The sequence below is a fragment of the Streptomyces sp. genome (genome assembly GCF_031178505.1).
In the GTDB taxonomy this organism is placed as follows: domain Bacteria; phylum Actinomycetota; class Actinomycetes; order Streptomycetales; family Streptomycetaceae; genus Streptomyces; species Streptomyces gulbargensis.
In genome coordinates, this window is sequence record NZ_JAPSIW010000898.1 from 1 (window position 1) to 2487 (window position 2487).

The window sequence follows — 2487 nt, forward strand, 5'->3', positions numbered from 1 at the left end:
GCAGGACGTGTACGACGAGCTGACCGGTCAGGAGGACGACGAGGGCGAGGAGTTCCACGCCGCGGTCGACGACATCCTGGACGCGGAGGAGCCGGAGGCCGACGGCGAGCGGGACGGCCATGACGACCACGACGACGAGGACGGCGATGACGCCCGTGCCGCCGGCGGCCCCGGCGGCTGGGACGAGGACGGTGTGCCGCCGGCCGGCCCCCGGGGTGCGGGAGGCGGGCCTACCGCGCTGCCCCGGCTGGCCGCGCTCTTCCCGGCCGGGCGGTCCGTCTAGGTCGCGTCCGTGAAGTCGGGCCCTGCCCTGCGGGCAGCCGCCGCTCCTTTGTGGACAGGGCCTGGGCGGCGGACCGGCCGGCCGGGTGCCCGGGGTGTCAGGCGGAGGCGGGGTTCCGGCGGCGGCCCAGGAGCAGGCTGCCCGCCGCGAAGGCGGTGACGGCTCCGGCGCCCGCGAGGGCGAGCGGGAGCGGAGAGGCGGCCGGCTCGGCGGCGGCCCGGTGCGTCACGGACCCGGCCGCCGGGCCCGTACCCGTTCCGGCGGTCTCGCCCTGACCGGCGTGCGCGGCGGCGAGGGCCGGGGGCCGCTCGTCGCCGCCGTGGCCCGCGTGGCTCACGGTCGAGAGCGCGGCGCCCGCCGCGATCTTCGACTCCGTCGGTGCCTTCGCCGCGGTGGCGGCGGCGCCGAAGGTGACGTCCGAGCAGCTGTAGAAGGCCTCGGGGCTGTCGCTGCGCTGCCACACCTTGTAGACGATGTGGCGGCCGGTCCTGGCCGGGAGGGTGCCGGTGAAGGAGTAGTGGCCGTCGGTCGTGGACCGGGCGGTGGTGTGGACGGCCACGGGCGCCGGGTCCAGGTCCGACCACTTCAGGGGCTGGGTGGGGTCGAAGCCCTGCTTGGTGATGTAGACGGTCATCGTGCCCACGTGCGCCGCCGTCGCCCGGACCTTGAAGCCGAAGGCGCCGGGGGCGACGGCCGTCGCGGGCCAGTCCGTGCGGGCCCAGTCGAGTGCGCGGTACTTCTCGCGGTTGGCCGAGCAGAGCTTGCCGTCCGGGATGACGGCCCGGTGGTTGCCGGCGGCGTTGGCGATGTTGACCTCGTTCCAGTCGTAGAGCGGCTGGGTGCCGGAGTCGGCGACGAGGTCCTTGCACACCTGCGACCTGGGGGTTTCGGGCCCCTCCGCGAAACAGGCGGCGATACGGCTGACGGGGTTGAAGACGGCGCCGTGGGCGCTCGCGGTGCCGGGGGTGAGGCCGACGAGCGCGGCGGCGGACAGGGACAGTGCGGCGGCGCCGGTGGCGGCGGCACGGCGGGGGGACCTCATGCGGCGGCTCTCTCTCGTGCGTGGGGGAGTACGGGGCGAGCGGTGGCACAACGACCTGCGGGCGCGGGCGAGTTGGGGACACGACCGGCCGCCGTAGAGCCTCGCATTGGTCCATACCAATAGGCAAGGGGGTGGCCGGAAAAGCCGGAGCGGCCCCCGGGGTGCCGCCGCACGCCCGGGAGCCGCCGTCCGCGGCTCCGCGCGGAACCGCCGTCCCGCCCGGCCGTGCCCCGAGGCGCCGGGCGGGACGGGCCGTCAGCCGCCGTACGCGAGTGCCTGCACCCGCGAGAGGTCCCCGTTGAAGTGGTTGTGGTCACCGACCGTCGGGCCGGACGAGGTGTACTGCCACATCGTGTAGTACGGCCAGCCGGCCGGGAGTTCGCCGACCTCGGAGGCGTACCGCGCGATCCACAGCGGGTTGGTCGTGCCGAAGCCGGAGTAGTTCCCGGTGCACTGCTTCCACCAGCTCGTGGCGGTGTAGATCACCGCGTCCCGCCCCGTCCGGTACTTGTACCGGTTCAGGAAGTCCCGGATCCACGCGACCATCCCGGTCTGGGTCTTGCCGTAGCAGGTCGCGCCGTACGGGTTCCACTCGATGTCGAGCGCGCCCGGCAGGGTCCTGCCGTCCTTCGACCAGCCGCCGCCGTTGTTCACGAAGTAGTCGGCCTGGGCGGCCCCGCTCGCCGTGTCCGGGGTCGCGAAGTGGTACGCGCCGCGGATCATGCCCACGTTGTACGAGCCGTTGTACTGCTGCGCGAAGTAGGGATTCTTGTAGTACGTGCCTTCGGTGGCCTTCACGTAGGCCCACTTGACGCCGCTGTTCCACAGCGTGGTCCAGGCCACGTTCCCCTGGTGGCTGGAGACGTCCACGCCTTCCGTCTGGACGGCCTGGACCGAGATGCCGCCCGGCCCGCCGTTCCGGCCGTCGTGCTCGATGACGCCCATGCCCATGTAGGCGGTGCCGCGGGCCGGGACCTGGCGGGTGTCCGGGTCGGGAGCGGCGCCGGCCGGGCCGGAGAGGGGGAGGAGGAGGGCCAGGGCCGCGAGGGCGGCGCCGGCGAGGGTCGTTCCGGATCTGCGCACACGCATTGCGTGCCTCCGAAGGCTCGGGTGAGCTCGATGAGCTCCGCGGGGGGAGAGTGCGACGGCATGTCCTGGTGTG

General features: G+C 74.0%; 2 protein-coding genes and 1 pseudogene. 1 reads left to right on the forward strand and 2 read right to left on the reverse strand.

Translation table 11 applies throughout. The annotated features are described in order from the left end of the window. A pseudogene (locus RIF68_RS34140) lies at positions 1-283 on the forward strand (hypothetical protein); the annotation flags it as partial. Between the two features lie 97 nt (positions 284-380). Here the strand turns inward: RIF68_RS34140 and RIF68_RS34145 are convergent. Both RIF68_RS34145 and RIF68_RS34150 read right to left on the reverse strand, forming a co-directional pair. Beyond that, positions 381-1325, reverse strand: coding sequence for a lytic polysaccharide monooxygenase (locus tag RIF68_RS34145; RefSeq protein WP_309055350.1), 945 nt, complete (start codon positions 1323-1325; stop codon positions 381-383). Positions 1326-1580: 255 nt separating this feature from the next. After that, the gene (locus tag RIF68_RS34150) at positions 1581-2414 is read right to left on the reverse strand and encodes a lysozyme (protein WP_309055351.1); all 834 of its coding nucleotides are present in this window, start codon (positions 2412-2414) and stop codon (positions 1581-1583) included. Positions 2415-2487: the final 73 nt, after the last annotated feature.